The organism is Bacillus sp. TH13 (assembly GCF_016651175.1).
Taxonomy (GTDB): Bacteria; Bacillota; Bacilli; order Bacillales; family Bacillaceae_G; genus Bacillus_A; species Bacillus_A thuringiensis_S.
Genome location: NZ_JAEKEJ010000020.1, coordinates 277,900 through 301,327, shown reverse-complemented (window position 1 = coordinate 301,327; position 23,428 = coordinate 277,900). Strand labels below are relative to the sequence as shown.

Genomic DNA, 23,428 nt, shown 5'->3' with positions numbered 1-23,428 from the left:
TTGCTTGAGAAAAAATTGCCTTTCGCGCCGACGCATCTATTGAAATAGGTACCGGCCATATTATGCGTTGTTTAACACTGGCCCATGAGTTACGGAATAAAGGTGCTCAAGTATATTTCATTTGTCGTAAGCTACAAGGTGATTTACATCAATATATTTTAAATAAGGGATTTCGTGTGTTTGTATTAGATGGAGATGGTGAAAATACGAATTTCTTAAGTACAGAACACGGGAGTTATTTAAATTGGCTAAAATATCATTGGTTTGTTGATGCACAGCAGACCAATGATATTTTGTCGCAACTTCCCAAGTGTGATTGGTTAATCGTTGATCATTATGGATTAGATAATAAGTGGGAGTCTGCTTTAAGAAAAACTGTAAGAAAAATTATGGTAATCGATGATCTTGCAAATCGAATGCACGACTGTGATTTGTTACTAGACCAAAATTTATACGATAACCCTAATGGTCGCTATAAAGATTTAATACCAGAGCACTCATTAGTAAAATTGGGGCCTAAATACGCTATATTACGGCCAGAGTTTCATGCCGCTAAGAAATTTTTACGAAAAAGAACAGGAGAAATTGAGAGGATTTTTATTTTTTTTGGTGGGCATGATGTAACAAATGAAACATTAAAAACATTAAGAGCCTTACAAAATATAAATCAAGATAACTTAAAAATAGACGTTGTGGTAGGAAGCCAAAATCCGCATAAAGAGGTGATTCAAACTTATTGTAAGAGTGTTTCTAACGCTTCATATTATTGTCAAATAGAAAATATGGAAGAGCTTCTCGTACGAGCGGATTTAGGGATAGGAGCTGGAGGAACAACCACATGGGAACGCTGCTTTCTTGGATTACCTTCTATAACAATTACAACTGCCCAAAATCAAATTGAAGTAACCAAGGCTGTAGCAAAGGTTGGAGCTACATGGAATATTGGTACAGCTGAAAGTGTTTCGGATAAAGCAATTATGAAATGTCTAAACAAACTTTTATCAGATTCTAAAATAGTGAAAGAAATGTCTAATAAAGCTCTTTCTATACATTGTGCCAGTAATTCAAATGAAATAGCAAAAAATATTTTAGGAGGATAGTATGTTAGATATTGGGGATTTTCAATTGAAAAGGTTAGAAAAGAAAGATTTAGAACTTATTTTAAATTGGCGGAATGCAAAAGAAATACGTTCAGTTATGTATGAAGATCATCAAATAACAATAGACGAACATTTAAAGTGGTATGAAAAACTCGTAATGGATGAAACAAAGGTTGCAAGATTATTAATATATAAAGAAAAACCAATTGGATTTGTTAATTTTACAAAAATAGATGAAATGAATCGAACTTGTTATTGGGGATTTTATATAGGTGAAAAACAAAGTGTAAGACATGCCGGAACTGTATTAGGTTTATTAGCATTAAACTTTATTTTTGAAATTAAAGACATACACAAAGTATGTGCAGAAATAATAGAATCAAACTGTATTAGTTTAAATTTTCATCAAAAACTTGGTTTCCAAGAAGATGGAAGATATGAAGATTATATTTATAGGGACAATGATTATATAGATGTCATTACAATGACCTTGTCCCGTGAACAATGGGAGGAAAGAAAAGAAGCTATAAAAATAGAACTTGAAGGTGAAAAAAATGAGTAATGTATATATCGGAGGTAGAGAGATTGGCAATAGTTTGCCACCATTTATTATTGCAGAAATGTCAGGAAATCATAATCAATCATTAGATAGAGCGTTGAAAATTGTAGAGGCAGCTGCGGAGGCTGGGGCACAAGGCTTTAAAATTCAAACATATACACCAGATACAATGACTTTAAATATAGAAAATGGTGATTTTTTAATTCACGATACAAAAAGTTTATGGAAAGGCAAATCACTTTATCATTTATACAAAGAAGCATATACACCATGGGAGTGGCATAAACCAATTTTTGATCGCTGTATAGAGTTAGGGATGATACCATTTAGTACGCCTTTTGATGAAACAGCTGTAGACTTTCTAGAGACATTAAATGTTTCATGTTATAAAATTGCATCTTTTGAAAATACTGATATCCCCCTCATACGTAAAGTAGCCGCAACAGGAAAACCAATAATTATTTCGACAGGTATGGCTTCAATTGCCGAACTAGATGAAACAGTAAGGGTTGCGAGAGAAGAAGGGTGTAAAGAACTAATTCTATTAAAATGTACGAGTACGTATCCTGCGTCTCCAAAATCTACAAATATAGTTACCATACCTCATATGAAAGAGTTATTTAAATGTCAGGTGGGTTTATCCGATCATACACTGGGTGTAGGAGTATCTGTAGCGAGTGTTGCCTTTGGGGCCACAGTAATTGAGAAACATTTAACGCTCTCAAGGTTGGATGGAGGAGTTGACGCTAAATTTTCAATGGAACCAGCTGAATTTAAATTATTAGTAAGCGAAACTGAAAAAGCATGGGAATCTTTGGGGAATGTATATTATGGACCTACTGATATAGAAAAAGATTCTTTAAAATTTAGAAGATCATTATATGTAGTAGAAAACATAAAAGCGGGAGAATTCTTTACAAATGAAAATGTTAAAGCTATTAGACCAGGGAATGGCTTATTACCAAAACACATATCCAAAATTATCGGGAAAAAAGCGAGTAAGGATATCGAAAAAGGGACGCCTGTTTCATGGGATTTAATTTGATATCGAGGAAATGAGAGTGTTTATAGAAAGATTTATAACAAAAATACTATTTAAGTAGAGAATAAATTTTAAAGGCCCTGTTTAAAAACAGGGCCTTTAAAAAGGGCAAGATATTTAACAACTGAAGGTACCTTCATATTACCATTATTGGAATATTGATACCATATGTTAGGTGTTGAGAAATAAAAAGTTCATTCGGCACAACAAATTGGCCAGTGAAGCTAGCTAACCACTTGTTGCACAAAAGAAAATTAGGCCCTGAAAGTAATAGATATGTAACCTAAAGTTACATTTATAGTGTTAACAAGATTGCATATATTATACGAAAAGGTATCTAGTAAAAAATTTATTTTGTAGAAATAAAAAAGAAATTGTCACCGGATTACCTTTTGATAAAACAGCGTACTTTCAAACATAATATATTCAAATCCTTATGATATATGTAAATAAAAGAGCAGCTAGTGAAAGCTAGCTGCTTAATACAGAAAAGAGAAGAACTACAGGGACGTTTAAATGAGCTCTGGCTTTCGCCTATCTTTAGTATTGACGGAATGTTTAGTTTTATGCTGACAAACTTAAGAAGAGCATCTATAAAAAGACCTCTTTAAGGAAGAAATGAGATATTGAAAAGTGAATTAGGTTTTTAAAATTCAAGAAAATATATGACTATTTCATCATAATGTGACGATGAAACATAAAATAGTAGTTAACAAAATCTAAATGCTCGACTCTCGCCCAAGAGAGTTAGATTGGGAAGAATTTGAGGCAGATTTATAAAAAATTTTGCCTACAGTATTGACGACATATTAAGTTTTATTCAAGCGTCTAGAGGGAAATATATAGGACATTCAATTTTGAATTACTTGATGAAAATACAGTGGATTAGGGGATATATGGGGTATTTATGAATTATGAGGCATGGAAGTAAAAGAAATAAAATTAAGTATTTAATATGAAAAATAATTATTACAGTTTTTCTAGTATCAGATTGTCCGCTTTAAAAGAAAGTACTCCTTTGTAGACTAGAGATAGAGCTTAGAGTGCTTATTATTTTTTTAGAAGTTAGAAACTAAGTAATTCTGGATAAAAAGGACTGGTTTATTTTAGTTTAGAAAAAATTAAGATTTACTTATTATTAATTTAACTATTTAAAGTAAAACCTTAAGGGAAAGTTAAAAAAAAATAAAGTTTTGCATTATAACATAATAATATAATTTTCATTTGAATAGTTAAAAGTGTATAAAAAGGGTGCTAGTCATTATTATGAAGTATGGAAGTTGTTGAGTATTATAGGAGGGTTTCATGAGTAAAATAATAGAATTATTAAGGAGTTTATATAAAAAACTGATTTTGATTTTATGCATGTTTTGTATTATTAGTATCACTGCAATTTATAGTAGTCAACAAACTGGCCAGTATGGAAGCACAAACTTTGCATTTCAGCAAGGTAGGAACTATTTAATTGGTTTTGTACTGTTAATATTAGTTGCAAGTATTGATTGGGATCAATGGCAAAAGTTATCTTGTCCAATGTATATTATTGGATTTGCATCAATTGTTATATTAAAAATACTACCAGAATCAACATTTACTCCCGTTAAATTGGGAGCAAAAAGATGGTTTCAATTTCCTGTTATTGGTCAAATTCAACCATCGGAGTTTTTCAAAATTGCACTAATTATATTTGTCGCAAATTTAGTAGTGAATCATAACGCCAAATATATGATTCGGACATATAAAACTGATTTCCTGTTGGTTGGAAAAATTATGTTAGTCTCAATTCCTCCTATTGCTCTGGTATATAGTCAGCCAGATACAGGGATGGTGTTCTTATACGCAGCATCTATTGTATTTATTTTATTCATATCAGGGATTCAAAAGAAATTAATTGCATTTTGTACATTCATTCCGGTAACTCTACTATCTACATTAATATTTACATACGTAAGATATCCAGATTTTTTCTTTAAAGAATTAGTTACTAGGTTAAAACCTCACCAACAATCACGCATTATAGGTTGGCTGAATCCAGCTGAAAATGCAGATCAAGGGTATCAAACGCAACAATCTCTTTTAGCTGTTGGAAGTGGCGAATTACATGGAAAAGGATTTGGTCAAGGAAGTGTATATATTCCTGAAAAGCATACTGATTTTATTTTTGCTACCATCGCTGAAGAAGGTGGATTTATAATAGCGGCTCTCGTTGTATTGGTCTTGTTACTTCTTATATATCGAGTAACTATAATTGCTTATTCAGCAGAGAATCTGTTTGGTACATTACTATGTGCGGGGGCAATTAGTGTTCTAACACTTCAAATCTTCCAAAATATCGGTATGATTGTTGGTATAATGCCGGTAAAAGGAATTGCACTTCCTTTTTTATCATATGGAGGAAGTTCACTGTTTTCAAATATGATAATGATCGGGCTTATCTTATCGGTGCATAAAAATTATAAAAAATACATGTTTCAAGTGAAATAAAAGTTAAGAATATGTTATAGATTAATTTGAAGAAATCCCCTTGTGCATCTATATGCACAAGGGGATTTCTATTTTAATAAAGCTGTGACTGTAAAATAGTTGTTATAAAGTGGATTCTCTTATGAAAAGTATGCTGTGTTATCACTTTTGTATGAATTTTTTCAACCATTAATCTTTTCGAAATCGTGTCATCCAAATAAAGAGATACTTTATTTAAACAGTCTTCAAAGCTGTCATAGGATATAATTTCATCTTTATTGAAGAACGATAAAAGATCAGACATTTCTTCAATAATTTGAAAGCCTTGGCAAGCGGCAATATCAAACGTACGATTATTAATAGTATTATTTTTTACTTTATTTTTATTTTTATTTTGTGGAAATAGATGACTACGATGAGGATTTAAAATAAGACTAGCGTTATTATAATAGAGCGCAACTTCTTGAGGTGGAATCCATTCTTCTATAATTTTAATTCTTCGGTGATTTTTCCATTTTTTTAATAACTTATTTTTCCAATGTCGGCCAATAATAGTATAGTGATAGGGGGTATTTTCTAAAAGAAAATGTATTAATTTTACTCGGTTTGGATAAGGATAGCCAATGAATAATACTTCACTTTTATATTTTATATTTTTTAGACTAGGTTTAAATACGTCTATATTAGTTGCTAATGGTAAGTGATATACATTGGTATATCCTAAAGCTGTGTAATATTTAAGTGCTTCGCTATCAATAGTAAATATAAAATCAAAGTTATTTAATAGAAGAAGAGAAGTATCTATATAAAATGGATCCTCAGTTAACCAGACAGCTAATTTAATGTTCCATTTTTTAAAATATTGAATTGCTTTTTGTGGTAGATGATTACCTAATAAGGTGAATACAATATCGGGATGAAACGTTGTTGTAATGAAATCCAATTGTTGTATTAATTCACTCGGTTGTATCGCTAACCATTCGAAATTTTGATCTATAAGTGTTCCTTGTATGCTTTGATCTAGATATTGATAAATTTTTGAGTAACCAGAAGTAATGTATAAGAGTTTCATATTTCAACCCCTGCTTTAGGTTTAAAATATATTATGAGATAAACGTAACACTTTCTATTTCTTTACAACTAATTTTAGTAATACTTGTAGTAGGAGGAGTAACTGAATTTTCCTCTTCTAATGTGACGATACAAGTATTAGGGTTAAAATTTGTAAAAATAGCAGGTCCAATAATATTCCCAGATTTACCAGTCACAGTAACGACTTCGCCTGGCTGTAAATTTTTAAAAATACTACATACTCCACCTGAACAACCAAATAAATTGCATAAGAACAAATTTATTCCTCCTTTAAACAATATACTATATCATATGAAATTTTGTAGAACGATGTGTAGACAAGTAACCTTTAGAAGAGAAAAAAATTTAAATTAAAGCAATTTATTGAAATAATAGGTCAATAGAATGTTACATCTTAGGGGATACTGATTAGATTTTTCATGAAAAAAGACATTCATTAGAATGTCTTAAATATGGATTAAGCTAGAACAATATGAATCATTTTAAGGAGTGGTTAAAGTAACACTTTCTATATCTTCACAACTTATGAATGTAGTATTGGTAGAGGAAGGGGTTATCACATCTTCTTCTTCCAATACTACTGCACATATATTCGGAAAGAACAGTGAAAAAGTAGCAGGTCCAATAATTTGACCTGATCTAGTAGTAACTGTAACAACTGTTCCCGTTGGCCACGAAGAGAATAGAAAACAAGCTAAACCTGTACAATCTGCCATAATAAATCCTCCTAACTTTAAGTTTTAATTGAAGTAATAAAGTCCAAACATTTTATAGTGTATGTGGGAGTAACATGAATTGCTTGGACTAATAGAAATCACTTTCTGGTGTTATCTCTTTATGATCAATGAGATAACTATTAAATCCTACAATACAAAGGTTTAATAAATACAATATGGTCAGAAGGTTTAATGAAAAAGATATTCTATGATATAGTAATTAGCTATTCAAAGGTCAAAATACTGTGAATAGGAATTATAAAGTGAGGAATTTTTCAGAGTAACAAATGGAAGTTTTAATAATGGAACAAAAATTGAACATAATCTTCATTAAAAAAAAGAACACAAATCAGTGCTCTTAGAAAGTAGACTATATGGTTTTCGGATTAGTATATACTATCATATGCTCGTTTTTTTTTAAGGGTGTAAACAAAATTAAATAAAAATAATACATATGAGGTTTTTAAAAGAGTAATAGCTCAACAGGATGGATTTGCAAATTGGTTGTTGGTTACATATAAACTAAATAACCATAATTTCATTTATAAATTTATATAAACAAAAATGTTTGAAAACAAACTTTTCGCATTGCTAAATTGAATATTCAGGTTCTTATAAGTGACAAAGGATACTTTGAGAGAGTATTGAGACAAGGATAAACTGTAAGGAAAAATTATATAAGTGATTAATTAATATAAAACCATCCTATTATTGTATATGTGGACACTGGATGTTTCTATGTAGTTTGTTTCAAGTGACATATAATCCAATGTCTATTGGCATGTGATGTAATTAAATGTAGCTAGAATACAGTATAATATTGAAAAATATAAAGTTTGTAGTGGTTGAAACAAATTAAAGAAGTAACATAAGGAATTTACGCATAAAGTAATGTTGATGGTAAAATTAACAGAATTTTCATTTTAATAAGATAAAAATGTGATGTTTTTAACGTATAATAATTTTACTACGATGAAAATACGGCCACAAATTAGTTAATTTAAAAATTAATTTTAGATAGGAAGAGGATAATGAAGACCAGAGATAGTTATAAAATTATTGTCGTTGGTGCTGGGACTGCAGGAATATCTTCTACTGCACATTTATTAAGAAATATCCCCCTATTGAAAGAAAGTATAGCGATTATTGATCCGTCAAAAAAACATTATTTTCAGCCACTATGGAGTTTAGTGGGGGGAGGAATTGTTTCAAAGGAAAGTACAATGCGTGATCAAGAATCGCTTATTCCAAAAGGGGCAACGTGGATCCCTAAAAGTGTTGTTAAGTTATTTCCGGATGAAAATAAGATACTGTTAGATGACGGACTGCTGCTTGAGTATGAAATTCTTATTGTAGCAGCTGGTATACAAATAAATTGGGAAGGTATTAAAGGCTTAAAAGAATCTATTGGGACTAATGGGGTATGTAGCAATTATTCTTATACATATGTTGATTCTACTTGGAGAGAAATCGAAAAATTTAAAGGAGGAAATGCGCTTTTTACCCACCCTAATACTCCTATTAAATGCGGTGGCGCTCCACAAAAAATTATGTATTTAGCAGAGGAGTATTTTTGTAATAGTGGTGTAAGAAACAGAAGTGAAGTAATGTTTTATTCTGCAAACACTGACATATTTCAGGTTCCACGATATGCAAATACTTTAGAACAAGTACTAGAAAGAAAGCAAATTATAACGAATTATAATAAAAACTTAGTAGAAATTATCGCCGAAAAGAGAGAAGCAATTTTTGAAGATACGCAAACGCTGAAAAGAGAAACCATACCATATAGTATGATACATGTTGTTCCACCAATGGGGCCACCAAATTTTATTAAAGAGAGTGAAATAAGTGATTATCAGGGATGGGTAGATATAAACCCTTATACTTTGCAGCATGTAAAGTATAAAAATATTTTCGGACTTGGAGATTGTACCAATTTACCTACCTCTAAAACTGGAGCCGCAATTCGAAAACAAATACCTGTCTTAAAACAAAATATTATGGACGTACTTAGCGGAAGAGATTTACAGGCTAAATATGATGGATATACATCATGTCCGATTGTTACAGGATATAAAAGTCTTATACTTGCTGAATTTAACTATGAACATGAGCCACAAGAAACGTTTCCATTTAATCAAGCGAAAGAAAGGTATAGTATGTTTTTACTTAAAAGATATATGTTGCCATATATGTATTGGAATTTAATGTTGAAAGGGATTATATAAGGAAAGATAGAAAGTGGTTATAAAAATTGAAAAGCAATTTGAAATACCTATTTGGAGGGAATAGCTATGCTTTTAAAATATTTTTATGATGAAAAATTAGCACATGCTTCCTATTTAGTCGGTTGTCAGAAGGAAGGCGTAGCAATTGTAATTGATCCAGGTCGCTATATAGAACAATATATAGAATTTGCTAAGAAAGAGGGAATGGAAGTAATTGCTGCGGCTGAGACTCATATTCATGCTGATTTTCTTTCTGGGTCTAGAGAACTTTCCAATCTTTATCATGCAAATTTATATGTATCTGATGAAGGAGATTGTGATTGGAAATATCAATATCTTAACGAAGGTCGATACAAATTGGTTAGAGAGGGCACAGAGTTTAAAGTAGGTCATATAAAATTTAATGTAATTCACACCCCAGGGCATACGCCTGAAAGTATTTCTTTTTTAGTAACTGATACAAGTCAAAATAATTATACGAATGATAAACCGATAGGAATATTCACAGGTGATTTTATATTTGTAGGAGATATAGGAAGACCGGATTTATTAGAAACTGCAGTCGGTATGAAAGATACTGCAAAAATAGGAGCGAAACAATTATTTGATTCTATACAAAAAATAAAAATACTCCCTGATTATTTGCAAATATGGCCATCACATGGTGCGGGAAGCGCATGTGGAAAAGCATTAGGAGCAATTCCAACTTCTACATTAGGTTATGAAAAGATGTTCAATTGGGCATTTCAGTGTAATGAAGAAAGAGATTTTGTATCGACTTTATTGACGGGACAGCCAGAGCCTCCAAAGTATTTCTCATTAATGAAGAATTTAAATAAGTATGGTCCCCCAATTCGTAAGAAGAGAAAGAGAACTGCTATTAATACAGTAGAAGAACTTCAAGAAATTTTGAGTAGCGTTCACCAAATAATTGATATAAGGGAGGCAGAGAGTTTTGCTACAGGTCATATTGAGAAGTCAATTAACATACCTTATAACAATTCTTTCACAACTTGGTGTGGATGGTTATTAGATTATAAAACAGAAACTTTAATAATTTTAGATGAGGAAAAGGTTAAAGTGGAGGCAGTTATTAGGGAATTTGAATCTATTGGGTTAGATAATATTATTGCTTTTGCGCCCTTAAAAGTAATGCAAAAACATGTTAGCCTTGAAAGCTACAAAGAAAAAACATCGATTGAATTATATCCGCATATAAAAGGTGGAAGGGTTAAGGTTATCGATGTGCGTAGTAAAAAGGAGTGGGAGGAAGGACACCTTCATGATGCAATACATATCACTTTAGGTAATCTATTTCAACAGCTAGATTATATACCGAAAGATTGTCCAATAGTTTTGCAATGTCGAACCGGATTGCGTTCGGCTATAGCAGCTAGTATTTTACAAAGAGCTGGTATAAAGGAAGTAGTGAATTTAAAGGGAGGATTTCTTGCATGGAAAGAAGAAGGGCTTCCGTATACAACATGCAATCTCAATGTGTAGGAAAATATTATTACGAGATCAGTAAAATAGTAAAGAAGGTTGCCATTCACGGCGACCTTCTTTACTATGCGTTATACCCAAATAATTTTAAATCTTCTCCTGAATCTGAAATAATCTTCTCAAATTGTAATCCTATTTTTTCTAAAAGCTTTCCTGAGGCGATGTTATCTAAAGAAGTAATTGCTACAATACGTTTCATGCCGAGCTTTTGTACACCGTATTCGATTACAGCAGAAGCTGACTCGTAACCATACCCTTTTGAACGAAACTTTTCTAAAAAGGCAAAGCCAATATCAACATCTTCTAATGAATCTCTTTTAATAAGGCCACACATACCAAGTGGAGTGAAATCTTCTTTTCGTTCCACTAAGTAAAGACCAAACCCCATTTTATTATACATATCAACGGGTCCATTTAAGATGTATTTTTTTGCATCTTCTAAGTTATTAATCCTTTTATCCCCAATAAAATGAATCCATGCAGGATCGTTTACTAATTCAAGAATAAATGGAGCGTCTTTTATATCAAACCAGCGAAGAATGAGTTGTTCAGTTTCAAGAACTATCAATCCAATGCACCACCTTTAACATTTATAATAATTAGTATGGATTGCGTAATACAAAATCGCAACATATTTTAAAAGAGTCCTACTTGTTCACATAAAGTTCGTTTGTTTTGTATAAAGGGATATTTTATAATTAAGATTGATTGTAAAGAGTGAGATGCTTATACAATGACTCCTAGGTGACTAGGAGTTTTTACTATATAACTATCATTATTACTAAATATGACACACTACACATTCTACTCAAGGAGGTACATAATGAAGAAATTATATAATGCATCGTTTACGTATTTGATTATCGGTTTATTATCAGGGATTTTCGCTAGGGAGTATGGTAAGTATAAAGGGATTTTAGGATCTACTTTGTTAAATCTTTTGCATACGCATACACTTGTACTTGGCTTTTTCTTCTTTTTAATTGCTTTAGGATTAGCAAAAGTATTCGCGTTTCATGAAGTGAAAGGCTTTAATAAGTGGTTTGTTTTACATAATATTGCATTAACTTTAATGTTAGGTTCGCTAGCAGCGAGAGGGCTTCTTCAGTTAAATGGAGCTGACTTTAAAGGGTTAACTTATATTGTAGGCTTCTCTCATTCGTTGATGGCAGTAACTTTAATTTGGTTTATGTTGTTAATAAAGAAATCATTTAAAATGTAGTAAAAAAGAACTTGTAGCGTGTGCTGCAGGTTCTTTTTTATATGTTTAGGATTAATAATCTTATTTTTCTAATTATTTTGTATAAAAATGGTATACTAATTTTAAACTTAAAAAGGAGAGTTGATTATGGAAATAACAATTGAACATGTAGTAAATGAATTAAAAGGCATACTTCCTGAAGATCGAGTAGTAATAAATATGACAGTACGAGAGTTACATAGTAAAGATGAATCTTACCACGTTAGTAGTTTACCTGATGTAGTTGTTTTTCCAAAAACGACTGAAGAAGTTAGCGCGATAATGAAAATAGCGAGTCAGCACGGAACAGCTGTCGTTCCATTTGGAGTAGGGTCCAGTTTAGAGGGACATGTAATTCCTTGCGAAAAAGGAATTACAATGGACTTTTCTCTTATGAACAAAATACTTGAAATAAGAGAGAAGGATTTTCTTGTGAGAGTACAGCCAGGAGTGACGCGCTCTCAGCTTAATAAAGAATTGAAAAAGTATGGATTATTTTTTAGTGTAGACCCAGGAGCTGATGCAACGTTAGGAGGAATGGCTGCTACAAATGCGAGCGGAACGACAGCGGTAAAGTATGGTGTAATGCGTGATCAAGTTCGAGATTTAGAAGTCGTTCTTGCTGGTGGAGGAGTAATACATACCGGGAATTTAGCGGCGAAGTCATCATCAGGTTATCATTTAAATGGTATTTTCGTAGGATCAGAAGGAACACTTGGATGTTTCACGGAGTTAACTTTAAAAGTATACGGTATACCAGAACATGTTATGGCTGCGAGGGCATCGTTTCCAACTATAAATGATGCAGTAGAAGCTGTAATTAACATATTACAAGCAGGTATTCCAATCGCGAGAATTGAACTCGTTGATGAATTATCTATGACACAAGTAAATCATTACAATGAAACAAGTTACAGAGAAGAACCGACACTGTTTTTAGAGTTTCACGGCAATGAAGCGGGGTTAAAGCAAGATATTGAATTTACGAAAGAAATCGTTCTTGATCATAAATGTATAGAAATTGCGTTTGAGACGGAAACAGCAGCGAGAAATAAACTATGGGATGCAAGACATAACTTAGCGTACTCTTACGTGCATAGTTATCCTGGTAAAAAGCTAATGAGTACAGACGTATGTGTGCCAATTTCGGAATTAGCTGGAGCGATTCAACATGCGAAAGAGGTATTACATAAAGTAGGGCTTATTGGCGGTATTCTCGGTCATGTTGGGGATGGGAATTTCCATGTACTCTTAATGATTGACACAAATGAAAAAGAGGAAGTGAAGAAGGCAGACGAAATAAATGAAAGTATCGTTCGGTATGCTCTTAAACGAGGAGGAACGTGTACAGGAGAACATGGCGTTGGAATCGGAAAACGAAAGTATCAAGAAGAAGAACATGGGGCGGCATTATTTGTAATGGAGAAAATAAAGAAAGCTCTTGATCCGCAAAATATTTTGAATCCGAATAAGGTGTTTCAATTAAAAGATAGGGGCTGAGTGGATGAAAGTACTAGAAGCGATAAGTAATATAGCTGGAAAGTATTTTGCATTGTGGACCGGCTGCTGCACTCCCAAGTGTATTAGCGGCAGTATGGCATAACATTGCAGGGCCAATATTAGCAACCATCTGGTCAAAAAATACAAAGAATACTTTCAGCGATGAAAATGTATCAATAAATATAGAAAAATAGGAATGATAAATAATGCAAAAACGTATTGTACATTTTGAAGGAATGGTTGTATTTTTAGCCACGATTTATATGTATTCGATATATGAGTTTAGTTGGATTATATTTTTTGTATTCCTTTTAGCGCCGGATCTATCAATGTTAGCATATGGGATTAATAATCACGTTGGTGCGAAAATATATAATGTATGTCACACATATATCATATCCATATTAATTGTTCTAATAGGTGTCTATTTTAAGATGGATATCGTTATAATGATTGGCTTAATATGGACAGCACATATTGCAATGGATCGAATGTTTGGATATGGATTGAAATATGAGACGGATTTTAAGGATACTCATATTCAACGGTTATAATTTGTTTTGAGAAGAGGGGTACGTTGAAGCAGAGAATTGCTATCGAAGAATATAATGTCAAATGGGAAAGTGAATTTAATAAAATATACACTCTTATTAACAATGTAATGGAAGACAGCATTGTATCTATTGAACATGTTGGGAGTACATCTGTTAAAGGGCTTGCATCAAAACCAATACTAGATATTGATATTGTAATAGAAGAGTACGAAATTTTTCATGAGGTATTAAAAAAACTTGAGAAGATAGGGTACTATCATCAGTTAGAATGGAGCTTTAAAGGAAGAGAGGCGTTTGGAAGAGAGGCGTTTGGAAGAAAGGATACGTTCGTTCCATGGAACGAGGGAAATACAGTTTGGATGGAACATCATTTATATGTGTGTGATAAAAATAGTGAAGAGTTGAGAAGGCATATAGTGTTTCGAGATTACCTTCGTGAACATACTGAAGTAGCTAATGAGTATGGAAACTTGAAGGAAGAGTTAGCAAGAGAGTCGAAAAATCGATCTAGTTATATTGAGGGTAAGACCGCATTTATTACAAATATATTAGAAAAAATAAACTAAAGCAGCATGGAATACATGCTGCCTATTGTTTTGAAATAGAAAGCTGCCATTATAAAACAAATACAAACTGGCCCTGTTGATTGATGCGGTTACTAAATATAATAGGAAACAAAATAGAAAAGAGCGGAAAAGAGGGAACTTATGTACATACCAAAATATTTCGCAATACAAGATGAAGAGATGAAGTACGAAATAATGGAACAAAATAGCTTTGCGACATTATTTTCTCAACATAACGGAGAACCATATGCAACGCACTTGCCGTTGTTATTAAATAGGGAGACCCTTACTTTACATGGTCACTTCGCACGGCCGAATGAACAGTGGAAAGATATTGGGACTCAGCAAGTATTAGCTATATTTCAAGGACCACATAGTTACATCTCTCCGTCATGGTATGAAACAAACAATGCAGTACCAACATGGAATTACGTTGCAGTGCATGTATATGGTGAATTAGAAATTGTTGAAGATGAGAAGACATTAGTAGATTCTCTTCAAGATTTAGTAAGTAAATATGAAGATCCAGAGAGCACCTACTCACTTAATGATGTAGATCCGAATTATATGGGAGGATTAAGTAAGGGAATAGTTGGATTCAAAATAAAGATAAATAAAATAGAAGGAAAAGCGAAGTTAAGTCAAAATCATTCTGTAAAGAGACAGAATTTAGTTGTGGAGAAACTTGAGAAAGTTGGTAGTGAGGAGAGTAAGAGGATTGCGGAGTTGATGAGAAAATAAAGCCTACATGAAAGGGAAATATTCTAAATAAGCGTATTTAAAAAGACCTTCTTAATTGAAGGTCTTTCATTTTTTAAAGTGCTTTTTCAGTTGTTGTTGAGTTGTAGTCTTTACTTACGTCAACGGATTGAACAAGGTCAGGTCTTTGGGGTGCAGGAAGATCAGCATGACCCGCTTGGTATGTAAATGAACTATGAATGCCAGTAGCCAAAATACCGAAAACAGATAGTCCTAAAAAAACAGAGCTAATTTTTTTAATCATTTCAATGCCCCTTTCTCAAACGTTTTTTCTTTTGCTTGTAACGCTTTATGAAAATATTCACTTGCCTTAATGTGGTTATTTTCACTATAAAATTTAACAGCTAATTTTTCTGAGTATTCTTGAGTGTAGTTATATAATAATTCTTTGTCGAAAAACGTAATTCCTTTAAGGATAATTGTTTCTAATTCTTCAGAAGCAACATTATTATTTAGTTCGTTTAGAATTTTAAAATGATATATATATTCTTCATTATTTAATTCCGTACAAATTTTTAACCCTTTTTGGATTAATCCTTCAGCGATACTTGTTTCATCTAGTTTAGAGTGTTCTCTTGCTTGCAAGAAGAGAGCCTTGAAATGTGTTGGTTTCTTTTCGGTCACTTCTGATAGGTGACGGATTGCGAGTGTGGAGAGGTTTTGACTGGCATACAACCAACCCAAATTATTACGTACACTTAAAATTAATTCTTTTTCATCAGATTTTTGTAAAAGGTGTATTGCTGAATTATATTGCTCTTCCGCTTGTTCATATTGTTTTAAATATACAAATGAGGCACCTAATGTATTTTTACATAATCCAACTTTAACTTCAAAGCCAGTTTGTTTATCGAAAATCTCTTTAGCCTTAGTTGCATATTCAATAGATTCAATTGGTTGGTAAAAGTGATAATGGAAAATCGCCATTCGATAATAAAATTCAGCATGCTCTAGATTATCAGTGTTATTTACTAATAATAACTTAGCCTGTTCATAATGTTCGCTAGCTAAGTTATAGTCTGTGGTTAAAGTTGCATAAATGCCTTTAAAGAAATGATAGTAGTAAGACAGTGGATGATTGGATGAGATTACGTAAGAATCTATTTTATCAAAGCTATCTTTTGAAATACTTAAACTATCTGTCAAAACTTTATGTCGAAACTCTAGTAAGGAATGATATAATGCTAAATTTTCATCTTCCTCGAAGTTTAGTTCCTTTTCCTCAATTTCATGCTTTAAGTTTGTCGCTTGGGACACATCTTGTTTTAGCATAGCCAAATACCAGTCATTAAATAATTTTGTAATTTGTTCATTACCTTGTAGTTGAACGTTCATGAAATCCCCTCACTTTTTGAATATTCTTATAAAATATAGTATCAAAAATAAAAATATTTAGAAATGATGTTTTATATTTCTCAATATTTGTTTAACAAGCTTACGAGTAAGTCTATTGGAATAGTGTAGAATTTGTTTTGGATTAAAGAAATGGCATCGGGGGATGTGTATTTTAAAGTTTTAGTTGAGTGGGGGGATATAAAAAGGGTGCGTTCACACAATTTATATGAACGCACCTTTTTACATATTAAACAATCAAGTCCCACAAAAAGTACGATAAGGGCGATTCGTCGGTGCAGGCGGAATGCAGTATTCTTCTTGATCTGTAGAATACGCATAAGGATTTGATAAAGCTTCAAGAAGTTTCTCCATTACGCTATAGTCGTCATTTGTAACAGCTGCTTCTAGTGCTTCTTCTACACGGTGGTTCCTCGGGATGATTGATGGGTTATTATTTTTCATCATCTCGTAGGCGTTTTCTTTCGATTGTTCTTGCCTTTCTAATCGAGATTGCCACAGTTTGTACCATTCTTTAAATTCAGGACTTTCAAATAGAGCTGTATTTTCGCTAGCATCAAGAGTTAATGAACGGAATGTATTTGTATAATCCGCTTTATATTTCTCCATCATTTTTGAAAGTTGCTCAATAAGTGATTGATCTTGTTCTTCGTTGCTAAATAGTCCTAATTTCTTTTTCATTCCAAGGAACCACTGTTTTTCATACTGTACGCTAAATTTCGAGATTTCATCTTGAGCGATTTTTAGTGCTTCTTCTTCATCTTCGTGCAGAATCGGTATTAAAGATTCTGCTAGTCGAGCGAGGTCCCATGCGGCCATATATGGTTGATTTCCATATGCATAACGGCCTTGTGTGTCAATAGAGCTAAATACGGTTCCTTGGTCGTAATTGTCCATAAATGCACAAGGACCGTAATCAATTGTTTCGCCACTGATCGTTATATTGTCAGTGTTCATTACGCCGTGAATAAATCCAACAAGTTGCCATTTTGCGATAAGACTGGCTTGTCTTTTAATGACTTCTTGTAGTAATGCAGTATATCGGTTTTCATGAGCTTCAATTTCTGGATAATGCCTTTTTATCGTATAGTCAGCTAGCGATTGAAGATCCTCGATTGAGCCACGAGCTGCAGCATATTGAAATGTACCGACGCGAATATGGCTACTAGCTACTCTAGTTAAAATTGCTCCAGGTAACTTTGTTTCACGATAGGTTGGTTCACCGGTTGTGACAACTGCTAAACTGCGGGTAGTTGGAATATCGAGTGCATACATTGCTTCGCTAATAATATATTCACGTAGCATCGGACCGAGTGCAGCACGACCATCTCCTCGGCGTGAATAGGGAGTAGGGCCAGAACCTTTCAGTTGAATATCGAAACGCTCACCTGAAGGAGTAATTTGTTCGCCAATTAAAAGAGCACGACCGTCGCCTAACATATTAAAATGTCCGAATTGATGGCCAGCATATGCTTGAGCTAATGGATGAGCTCCTTCTGGGAGTGCATTACCAGCGAAAATAGCAATTTCAGCTTCCTTTTTCAGTTCTTCAGGGGTCAAGCCAAGAGATATCGCTAATGAATGGTTTAGTTTAACTAACTCCGGTGAACTTACGGGAGTAGGGGGGATTTCTGTATAAAATGATTGTGGTAAAGTCGTATAACTATTATCTAAATTCCAACCTGTTTCATTATTTTTAGTCATTGTATCTCCTCCTTTTTGTATTTTAAATTATGTATTTGTACGTATGTATTCTTTGTAAAGTTAACTAAAAGTATAATATAATATTTCCCCTTGCAATCTATTGTAAGGACTTCATTGCACTATGTCTATTTAACAGCAAATTTAAAACCTCCATTTTAAGAAAATGGAGGTTTTATTATTATTTAATTTTTACAATTATTTTCCCTTTTGCTCTTCCAGACTCTGAATATTCCATTGCTTTTTGCGCATCTTCAAAAGGGAAAACTCGATCGATTACAGGTTTGATTTGTCCAGCTTCAATATAGTTTGCAATAGTACGTAATTGATCCCCGTTTGGCTTCATAAATAAAAATGAATATTGAGCATTATGCTTTTTTTCAAGTGTAGTAAGTTTTTTGCTGGCTAATGAAAATAAGAGAGTTTTAAAGAATCCTGAACCAAATTCTTTACCGAAGCGAGCATTCGGCATGCCTGAAACGGAAACAATGTTTCCTCCGCTTTTTATAATATTGAATGATTTTTCAAGTGTTGCACCGCCGATTGTATCAAATACCGCATCATAATTTTTTAGTATATCTTCAAATTTCTCTGTTTTATAATTAATAATTTCATCTGCGCCAAGAGACGTTACTAAATTCGCACCAGCTTCACTAGCAGTCGTTGTAACAGTGGCACCCATTATTTTTGCTAACTGAATAGCAAAAGTACCAACACCACCGGATCCAGCGTGAATTAAAATCTTTTGTCCTTTTTGTAATTGCATGATGTCATGTAATGCTTGATATGATGTTAAGCCAACGAGTGGAATCGAAGCAGCTTCCTCAAAACTTAAATTTTTCGGTTTTAAAGCTATATCATCTTCATGAATGGCTATATACTCCGTGAAAGTACCAATCTTATTTTTTCTTGGACGAGCATATATTTCATCACCAACTTTAAAACGAGTTACTTTTGATCCAACCTTCGTGATGACACCGGCAAAGTCATTCCCAAGGATTAGGGGCATTTCATATTTCAGTAACATTTTTACTTTTCCATCGCGTATTTTAAAATCAATTGGGTTAATGCTAGCTGCATGAATTTCTGCGAGCACTTCATACTCATTAATTTCAGGAGTGGGTACCTCTGCCATACGCATTGGGACTTTTCCATATCTATCAATTATCATTGCTTTCATTTCTTATACCTCCAAGTTTTAATAAAAGTTTTGCAATAGCTTCTCAATATCTAATACAAGATTTTTTAATAAACCTAATTTTGTACGTATATCAATATAATAAAAATTCTTTGTACCTTCTTTTCTCATTAAAATAATGCCAGCTTCTCGTAAAATCTTAAGGTGATGTGATACTGCTGGACGGGAAAGGTGTGTTTGCTTCGTGATTTCTCCTACACGTAATCCTGTTTGACATTCCGTTTCCATTAGCACTAATAAAATAGCTTGACGTGTTTCATCACCAATTGCCAATAATACTTTTTGAGAATCAATAAAATCTTTTTTTATAATATTTAATTGTTCTTGTTTATTCATTTCAATCACTTTGCCTCCAGGTAATTAGTCGAAAGGTTTAAGATGATGAACCATTACTTCGATACGGTAATGCTACATGATTGTTGTACGAGGTGCAATATTGAGAAAGAAAATCGAGACGAATGAATTTTTTATTGTTGAAAATTATAGGGAGATAGAAAAGGGATTGGAAGGATTACATAACACAATAGATGAAGTTTTAAAAACAAAAAATGATGTAACAATAAAATAAGCGGTCGTAACCTTGTATAATCCATAAGGTTACGACCGCTTATAATGTTTGTATTATTTTTGATTTTTACGATAGAACATGGTTCAACGTAAAGTACGTTCTTTTGTTTTACACTTTCATACAGACACAATTCAGGTGGATTATAGATGTATGAAAAGGTAAAAGGAATTTTGGGGCGTAATCTATCTACATGATAATTCAAAATGAAATATAAGTCTATATTTTAATGTTTTTTTTGATTATATTTATGTCACTGAGCTCAGAACAATGATGTGGAGGGTAAATATATGAAATCGAATTATGTACCAGTTTTAATTGTTGGAGGGGGATTATCTGGGTTAGCGTCTGCGTTATTTCTTGCAAAACATAACATTGAGTACTTACTTATTGAAAGGCATCCGTCTACTGCCATTCATCCGAAAGCAGGCGGTCTTACTTTACGTACAATGGAGTTATTTCGAGAATTAGGCTTGGAACAAAGAATTAAATTGGCAGGTAAAGCATTAGAGAACTGCCGAGGAAGAATAGCGGTTCATACAATAGCTGAGGCGAATAAAGAAGAATTGGAACAAATGAGAGCGACGCAATACAGAAACGATGAAGAGTTACTTCAAAAAATAGAAAAGATTAGTCCATCAAAACAAACTGCATGTTATCAAATTATTTTAGAAGAGATGATGTTACAAGAAGCAAAAACGCTAGGCGGGCAACTATCTTTTTATCATGAATTAGTTTCATTTGAACAAAATGAAAACGGGGTAAAAGCAAAGATTCGAAATCGTGAAACAGAAAAAGAAAGTGTCATACATTGTGACTATGTAATTGCAGCGGATGGAGCGAAAAGTAAAATACGTGAGCAGTTAGGGATTAAAACTGAGGGTCGTGGAACCATTGGTGGCTATTATATGAATATTTATTTTGAAGCTGATTTAAGTGAGTTTATACAAGGAGACGCATTCGGTTTTTCGATGGTACTTCATCCGGAGGTTCTTGGTGCACTTATCCCGGTTGATAACGTAAAAAAATGGATTTATCATGTAGCCTACGATCCATTAAAAGGAGAGAGGCTAGAGGACTTCACTATAGAACGTTGTAAACAAATTATTCAAATAGCAATTGGAAGTACAAATGTTGAATCAGAAATATTAAGTGTTTTACCGTGGGAAGCCGCCGAAAGTACAGCGGTGAAATTTCAAGAAAATCGGACCTTTTTAGTTGGAGATTCAGCACATATTATGCCGCCAACAGGAGGACTTGGTTCAAATATAGGAATACAAGATGCACATAACTTAGCTTGGAAATTAGCGGCTGTTATAAAAGGGAAGGCAAAACCAAAACTGTTAAAAACATATCATGAAGAGAGACACTCTACTGCAAAATTAACGACAGCTTATGCAAGTAGTTTACTGTTTCGTGCGGCGAATAGAGAGGAAGGCGGTTTGAATAATATGGATGGTTTAGCTGTTACAGTTGGATATCAGTATTGTTCCGAGGCGATTATAGATGATTCAGTCACTCCGCATAGAATGGATAGCATAGAGTTGAACGGAAGACCTGGAACGCGAGCACCACATTTAGGGGGAACGTATGAAGGGAAGAAAGTTTCTATATTAGACTTATTCGGTAACAATTTTGTATTACTTACAAGAGTAGAAAATAGTTTTTGGGCTGAGGCAGCACATACTGTTTCAGCTAAATTAGGAATAAATATAAAAGGGTATCGTGTTGGCTTAAGAGGAGACTTTATTGCTCCAGAAGATATTTTTAGCAAATTATATGGTATAGAGAATGGAGGAGCTGTATTAATTAGACCAGATGGCTTTATAGGATGGCGTTCGGAAAAAACGGTAGTAAATCCAGATATAGTATTGGAAGAGGTAATGGGAAATTTATTATGTGATTTTTAAGTAACTACGAAAATATTGTTTTATGTGCTTCACTGTATTGAAAAAAATATTCACAAATTTCAATAGGTCTGATATGATTAAATTCGACAAGTTAATAGAGGCCGGAGATATTTGAGAAAAGCCATAAATTTATTTAGGGATACAGGAGTGTATTCTAAATAATTTATGGCTTTTTTTATTGAATGAACCGTACAAAATAGAGAGTTACATGTGAAAAGGAGGGCTATAGAAATTAAATAGGATAATATTAGTTTTCTATATTAATAATATAGAGAAAGTATATTTGTAAGATTGGAATTTTAATATAGGTTTATAAAAATAATGAAAGTGTGTCTTCTATTTCGTGTAAATCTCATTAGCTTGTTGAAATTTGCAACGTAGGAAGGGTTAGAAGGATGAGAAAGATTATTAGCGTTTTAGTTATTTTCTTTATGACGGGAAGTATCTTTGCTGGGGGAGCTGTTCATGCGAAAGCAGAAGGGAAGCATGAATGGAATACGAATAAGTTTTTAAATATTGCACATCGCGGAGCAAGTGGACATGCACCTGAGCATACTTTTGCTTCTTATGATTTAGTGAAAAAAATGAAAGCGGATTATTTAGAGTTAGATATTCAATTAACAAAGGATGGCCAATTAATTGCAATGCATGATACAGCAGTTGATCGCACTACAAATGGAACAGGCGAAGTACGTGATAAAACGTTAAGCGAAATAAAGAGTTTAGATGCAGGAACGTGGTTTAATAAAGCGTATCCAGAAAAGGCTAAGCAAGAGTATGTTGGGCAAAAGGTTCCAACTCTTGAAGAAATCTTCCAAAAGTATGGAAGAAGTATGAAGTATTATATTGAAACAAAATCACCAGATGTGTATCCAGGAATGGAAGAGAAATTGTTGGCGTTGTTACAAAAATATAATTTAGTAGGTCAAAACATGTCTTCTAGCCGTGTTATGATTCAATCATTTAGTAAAGATAGTTTGAAAAAGATTCATAGTATGAATGAAAATATTCCGTTAGTTCAATTGCTTTGGTATTATCCAAATGAAAACAATGAAATTGTTGAATGGTCTGGCATTACACATGAGCCGAAAAGTGTAACGAATGATGATTTTCAAGAAATTAAAAAGTATGCAGCTGGTATTGGACCAAACTTACGTAATGATAACGGAGAACTAATTATTGATGAGTCATATATGAAAATGGCTAGGAAAAATGGACTTTTAATTCACCCTTATACAATTAATGAGAAACCAGATATGAGACTGTTAATCAAATGGGGTGCTACAGGAATGTTTACAAATTATCCGGATCGATTACATAGTGTATTGAAGGAAAAATAAGTGGAAAAGGGTATACCAGTGTTTTAGGTATACCCT

The 23,428-nt window shown here is 33.0% G+C and carries 23 protein-coding genes and 1 pseudogene; 15 read left to right on the top strand and 9 right to left on the bottom strand.

Translation table 11 applies throughout. The features are described from left to right. Positions 1–14: 14 nt before the first annotated feature. The 4 genes from pseG (at position 15) to JFU02_RS06275 (ending at position 5,185) form a co-directional block, all read left to right on the top strand. Entirely contained in the window at positions 15–1,100 is a 1,086-nt protein-coding gene (gene pseG / locus JFU02_RS06290) for a UDP-2,4-diacetamido-2,4,6-trideoxy-beta-L-altropyranose hydrolase (RefSeq protein WP_346656157.1), read from the top strand. A 1-nt stretch (position 1,101) separates the two neighbouring features. Beyond that, positions 1,102–1,662 carry a UDP-4-amino-4,6-dideoxy-N-acetyl-beta-L-altrosamine N-acetyltransferase gene (pseH, locus tag JFU02_RS06285; protein WP_000884113.1) on the top strand — a complete coding sequence of 187 codons (561 nt, stop codon included), beginning with the start codon at positions 1,102–1,104 and terminating at the stop codon, positions 1,660–1,662. After that, on the top strand, positions 1,655–2,704 hold the full coding sequence (gene pseI, locus JFU02_RS06280) for a pseudaminic acid synthase (RefSeq protein ID WP_000073380.1): 1,050 nt from the start codon (positions 1,655–1,657) through the stop codon (positions 2,702–2,704). Before pseH ends, pseI begins: the two co-directional genes overlap by 8 nt. 1,302 nt (positions 2,705–4,006) lie before the next feature. Beyond that, positions 4,007–5,185 carry an FtsW/RodA/SpoVE family cell cycle protein gene (locus JFU02_RS06275; RefSeq protein WP_201070255.1) on the top strand — a complete coding sequence of 393 codons (1,179 nt, stop codon included), beginning with the start codon at positions 4,007–4,009 and terminating at the stop codon, positions 5,183–5,185. Positions 5,186–5,258: 73 nt separating this feature from the next. Here the strand turns inward: JFU02_RS06275 and JFU02_RS06270 are convergent, their stop codons facing one another. The 3 genes from JFU02_RS06270 to JFU02_RS06260 form a co-directional block, all read right to left on the bottom strand. Further along, positions 5,259–6,236 (bottom strand): CgeB family protein, encoded by a 978-nt coding sequence (locus tag JFU02_RS06270; protein ID WP_000772271.1) that lies wholly within the window; start codon positions 6,234–6,236, stop codon positions 5,259–5,261. Positions 6,237–6,267: 31 nt separating this feature from the next. Then, positions 6,268–6,513 (bottom strand): hypothetical protein, encoded by a 246-nt coding sequence (locus JFU02_RS06265; protein ID WP_000477970.1) that lies wholly within the window; start codon positions 6,511–6,513, stop codon positions 6,268–6,270. A gap of 225 nt (positions 6,514–6,738) precedes the next feature. Continuing rightward, positions 6,739–6,972, bottom strand: a complete 234-nt coding sequence (locus tag JFU02_RS06260) for a hypothetical protein (RefSeq protein ID WP_000752670.1) — start codon at positions 6,970–6,972, stop codon at positions 6,739–6,741. A gap of 1,031 nt (positions 6,973–8,003) precedes the next feature. Here JFU02_RS06260 and JFU02_RS06255 point away from each other — a divergent pair. Then, positions 8,004–9,203, top strand: a complete 1,200-nt coding sequence (locus JFU02_RS06255) for an FAD/NAD(P)-binding oxidoreductase (protein ID WP_000857324.1) — start codon at positions 8,004–8,006, stop codon at positions 9,201–9,203. A gap of 66 nt (positions 9,204–9,269) precedes the next feature. Beyond that, on the top strand, positions 9,270–10,706 hold the full coding sequence (locus JFU02_RS06250; protein WP_061666689.1) for an MBL fold metallo-hydrolase: 1,437 nt from the start codon (positions 9,270–9,272) through the stop codon (positions 10,704–10,706). Positions 10,707–10,770: 64 nt separating this feature from the next. On the opposite strand, the gene JFU02_RS06245 is transcribed toward JFU02_RS06250, so the two are convergent. Next, a complete protein-coding gene (locus tag JFU02_RS06245; protein WP_000636200.1) occupies positions 10,771–11,274 on the bottom strand; it encodes a GNAT family N-acetyltransferase in 504 nt (167 codons plus the stop codon). A gap of 255 nt (positions 11,275–11,529) precedes the next feature. Between JFU02_RS06245 and JFU02_RS06240 the strand changes: the two genes are divergently transcribed. The 6 genes and pseudogenes from JFU02_RS06240 (at position 11,530) to JFU02_RS06215 (ending at position 15,307) form a co-directional block, all read left to right on the top strand. Beyond that, a complete protein-coding gene (locus JFU02_RS06240; protein WP_000737891.1) occupies positions 11,530–11,928 on the top strand; it encodes a DUF2871 family protein in 399 nt (132 codons plus the stop codon). Between the two features lie 126 nt (positions 11,929–12,054). Next, positions 12,055–13,446, top strand: coding sequence for an FAD-binding oxidoreductase (locus JFU02_RS06235; protein ID WP_000406578.1), 1,392 nt, complete (start codon positions 12,055–12,057; stop codon positions 13,444–13,446). A 50-nt stretch (positions 13,447–13,496) separates the two neighbouring features. After that, positions 13,497–13,640, top strand: a pseudogene (locus JFU02_RS06230) (bile acid:sodium symporter family protein); the annotation flags it as partial. Positions 13,641–13,652: 12 nt separating this feature from the next. Beyond that, positions 13,653–14,000 carry a DUF4260 domain-containing protein gene (locus JFU02_RS06225; protein ID WP_086406917.1) on the top strand — a complete coding sequence of 116 codons (348 nt, stop codon included), beginning with the start codon at positions 13,653–13,655 and terminating at the stop codon, positions 13,998–14,000. Positions 14,001–14,023: 23 nt separating this feature from the next. Then, positions 14,024–14,566: a GrpB family protein gene (locus tag JFU02_RS06220; protein WP_201070252.1), complete on the top strand. Its 543-nt coding sequence runs from the start codon at positions 14,024–14,026 to the stop codon at positions 14,564–14,566. 141 nt (positions 14,567–14,707) lie between these two features. Next, on the top strand, positions 14,708–15,307 hold the full coding sequence (locus JFU02_RS06215; RefSeq protein ID WP_000275798.1) for an FMN-binding negative transcriptional regulator: 600 nt from the start codon (positions 14,708–14,710) through the stop codon (positions 15,305–15,307). A gap of 73 nt (positions 15,308–15,380) precedes the next feature. Here the strand turns inward: JFU02_RS06215 and JFU02_RS06210 are convergent, their stop codons facing one another. The 5 genes from JFU02_RS06210 to JFU02_RS06190 all read right to left on the bottom strand — a co-directional run bounded on the left by JFU02_RS06210 (position 15,381) and on the right by JFU02_RS06190 (position 19,922). Beyond that, entirely contained in the window at positions 15,381–15,569 is a 189-nt protein-coding gene (locus tag JFU02_RS06210; RefSeq protein WP_000592016.1) for a Phr family secreted Rap phosphatase inhibitor, read from the bottom strand. Continuing rightward, positions 15,566–16,660, bottom strand: coding sequence for a response regulator aspartate phosphatase (locus JFU02_RS06205; protein ID WP_016512493.1), 1,095 nt, complete (start codon positions 16,658–16,660; stop codon positions 15,566–15,568). The genes JFU02_RS06210 and JFU02_RS06205 overlap by 4 nt, the downstream gene beginning before the upstream one ends. Before the next feature lie 255 nt (positions 16,661–16,915). Continuing rightward, positions 16,916–18,382, bottom strand: coding sequence for a protein adenylyltransferase SelO (locus JFU02_RS06200; RefSeq protein ID WP_086406919.1), 1,467 nt, complete (start codon positions 18,380–18,382; stop codon positions 16,916–16,918). A 178-nt stretch (positions 18,383–18,560) separates the two neighbouring features. Continuing rightward, positions 18,561–19,559 carry an NADP-dependent oxidoreductase gene (locus JFU02_RS06195; protein ID WP_098536004.1) on the bottom strand — a complete coding sequence of 333 codons (999 nt, stop codon included), beginning with the start codon at positions 19,557–19,559 and terminating at the stop codon, positions 18,561–18,563. 18 nt (positions 19,560–19,577) lie between these two features. After that, on the bottom strand, positions 19,578–19,922 hold the full coding sequence (locus JFU02_RS06190; protein ID WP_000571870.1) for an ArsR/SmtB family transcription factor: 345 nt from the start codon (positions 19,920–19,922) through the stop codon (positions 19,578–19,580). A 91-nt stretch (positions 19,923–20,013) separates the two neighbouring features. Here JFU02_RS06190 and JFU02_RS32420 point away from each other — a divergent pair, with 91 nt between their 5' ends. The 3 genes from JFU02_RS32420 to JFU02_RS06180 all read left to right on the top strand — a co-directional run bounded on the left by JFU02_RS32420 (position 20,014) and on the right by JFU02_RS06180 (position 23,392). Continuing rightward, complete coding sequence (locus tag JFU02_RS32420) at positions 20,014–20,145, top strand: hypothetical protein (RefSeq protein ID WP_001227549.1); 132 nt, start codon at positions 20,014–20,016, stop codon at positions 20,143–20,145. Between the two features lie 287 nt (positions 20,146–20,432). Beyond that, positions 20,433–22,052 carry an FAD-dependent oxidoreductase gene (locus JFU02_RS06185; protein ID WP_201070249.1) on the top strand — a complete coding sequence of 540 codons (1,620 nt, stop codon included), beginning with the start codon at positions 20,433–20,435 and terminating at the stop codon, positions 22,050–22,052. Positions 22,053–22,447: 395 nt separating this feature from the next. Continuing rightward, positions 22,448–23,392: a glycerophosphodiester phosphodiesterase gene (locus JFU02_RS06180; RefSeq protein ID WP_086406922.1), complete on the top strand. Its 945-nt coding sequence runs from the start codon at positions 22,448–22,450 to the stop codon at positions 23,390–23,392. Positions 23,393–23,428: the final 36 nt, after the last annotated feature.

Bases quoted from the DNA above. Each gene is read 5' to 3' on its own strand.
- JFU02_RS06205 (WP_016512493.1), bottom strand. From the start codon at position 16,660: ATGAACGTTCAACTACAAGGTAATGAACAAATTACAAAATTATTTAAT.
- JFU02_RS06250 (WP_061666689.1), top strand. From the start codon at position 9,270: ATGCTTTTAAAATATTTTTATGATGAAAAATTAGCACATGCTTCCTAT.
- JFU02_RS06185 (WP_201070249.1), top strand. From the start codon at position 20,433: ATGAAATCGAATTATGTACCAGTTTTAATTGTTGGAGGGGGATTATCT.
- JFU02_RS06235 (WP_000406578.1), top strand. From the start codon at position 12,055: ATGGAAATAACAATTGAACATGTAGTAAATGAATTAAAAGGCATACTT.
- pseI (WP_000073380.1), top strand. From the start codon at position 1,655: ATGAGTAATGTATATATCGGAGGTAGAGAGATTGGCAATAGTTTGCCA.
- JFU02_RS06195 (WP_098536004.1), bottom strand. From the start codon at position 19,559: ATGAAAGCAATGATAATTGATAGATATGGAAAAGTCCCAATGCGTATG.
- pseH (WP_000884113.1), top strand. From the start codon at position 1,102: ATGTTAGATATTGGGGATTTTCAATTGAAAAGGTTAGAAAAGAAAGAT.
- JFU02_RS06200 (WP_086406919.1), bottom strand. From the start codon at position 18,382: ATGACTAAAAATAATGAAACAGGTTGGAATTTAGATAATAGTTATACG.
- JFU02_RS06240 (WP_000737891.1), top strand. From the start codon at position 11,530: ATGAAGAAATTATATAATGCATCGTTTACGTATTTGATTATCGGTTTA.
- JFU02_RS06210 (WP_000592016.1), bottom strand. From the start codon at position 15,569: ATGATTAAAAAAATTAGCTCTGTTTTTTTAGGACTATCTGTTTTCGGT.
- JFU02_RS06255 (WP_000857324.1), top strand. From the start codon at position 8,004: ATGAAGACCAGAGATAGTTATAAAATTATTGTCGTTGGTGCTGGGACT.
- JFU02_RS06270 (WP_000772271.1), bottom strand. From the start codon at position 6,236: ATGAAACTCTTATACATTACTTCTGGTTACTCAAAAATTTATCAATAT.
- JFU02_RS06225 (WP_086406917.1), top strand. From the start codon at position 13,653: ATGCAAAAACGTATTGTACATTTTGAAGGAATGGTTGTATTTTTAGCC.
- JFU02_RS06260 (WP_000752670.1), bottom strand. From the start codon at position 6,972: ATGGCAGATTGTACAGGTTTAGCTTGTTTTCTATTCTCTTCGTGGCCA.
- JFU02_RS06180 (WP_086406922.1), top strand. From the start codon at position 22,448: ATGAGAAAGATTATTAGCGTTTTAGTTATTTTCTTTATGACGGGAAGT.
- JFU02_RS06275 (WP_201070255.1), top strand. From the start codon at position 4,007: ATGAGTAAAATAATAGAATTATTAAGGAGTTTATATAAAAAACTGATT.
- JFU02_RS06215 (WP_000275798.1), top strand. From the start codon at position 14,708: ATGTACATACCAAAATATTTCGCAATACAAGATGAAGAGATGAAGTAC.